We start from the raw sequence: 1,025 nt of genomic DNA, 5'->3' as shown, positions 1-1,025 counted from the left end.
TCAGATGCGGAAGCGGGTGACCAGCTGGTTCAGCTCGCCCGCCATGGCGGCCAGCCGCTCGGAGGCCTGCCGGGAGGTGGCCACGCCCTCGGTGGTCTCCTGGGCCGCGCCGGCCACCGCGGTCATGTTGTCGGCGATGTTGTGCACGCCCTGGGCGGCGCTGGAGACGCTGCGGCTGATCTCGCCGGTGGTGGCGGTCTGCTCTTCGACCGCCGCGGCGATGGTGGTCTGGTAGTTGCTGATCGTGCCGATGATGGCAGAGATCTTGTCGATCGCGGTCACCGCGGCCGCGGTGTCGGTCTGGATGGTGTCGATGCGCTTGGCGATGTCCTCGGTGGCCTTGGCGGTCTCCTGGGCCAGCTCCTTGACCTCGGAGGCGACCACGGCGAAGCCCTTGCCGGCGTCGCCGGCCCTCGCGGCCTCGATGGTGGCGTTGAGGGCCAGCAGGTTGGTCTGCTCGGCGATGGAGGTGATGACCTTGAGGATGTTGCCGATCTCGGCCGAGGAGTCGCCCAGCTTGCCGACCACGACGGTGGTCTCCTGGGCGGAGGTGACCGCCTCGGCGGCCACGGTGGCCGCATCGGAGGCGCCTGCGGAGATCTCCCGGATGGAGGCGCCCATCTCCTCGGAGGCGGCGGCCAGCGTGCTGACGTGCTCGGTGATCTCGCGTGCGGCCTCGCGGGCGCCGCTGGCCTGGGCGGCGGTGCCCTCGGCGTTGCCGGCCAGCTGCCGGCTGACGGTCTCCAGATCGCGTGAGGAGGTGCCCAGCGAGGTGGCGTTGGTGTGGATGACGGTGATGGTCTGGCGCATGGTGTCGGTGGCGCGGTTCAGCGCGGCGGCCATGGTGCCGACCTCGTCGCGGCGGGTGACGTCGGCGCTGCGGGTCAGGTCGCCGTGCGAGATCGCGTCCAGCACGCCGGTGACCCGGCGCAGCGGCACGACCACGCCCCGGGCCACCAGCCAGGCCAGCCCGAGCCCACCAACCAGGCCGAGCCCGCCGATGACGCTGACGCGGGTGACGACCT

1 protein-coding gene is annotated in these 1,025 nt (G+C 71.9%); it reads right to left on the bottom strand.

Going from position 1 to position 1,025, the window contains the following annotated elements; all coding sequences use genetic code 11:
• Positions 1–1,025 (bottom strand): methyl-accepting chemotaxis protein (locus Plo01_RS39780; RefSeq protein ID WP_203895986.1); only part of this gene is annotated, 1,025 nt, incomplete at its 5' end.

Origin of the sequence: Planobispora longispora (assembly GCF_016863135.1) — a bacterium.
GTDB classification, from domain to species: Bacteria; Actinomycetota; Actinomycetes; order Streptosporangiales; family Streptosporangiaceae; genus Planobispora; species Planobispora longispora.
The sequence above is the reverse complement of the archived record's forward strand: the minus strand, read 5'-3'. Positions and strand labels throughout refer to the sequence as shown.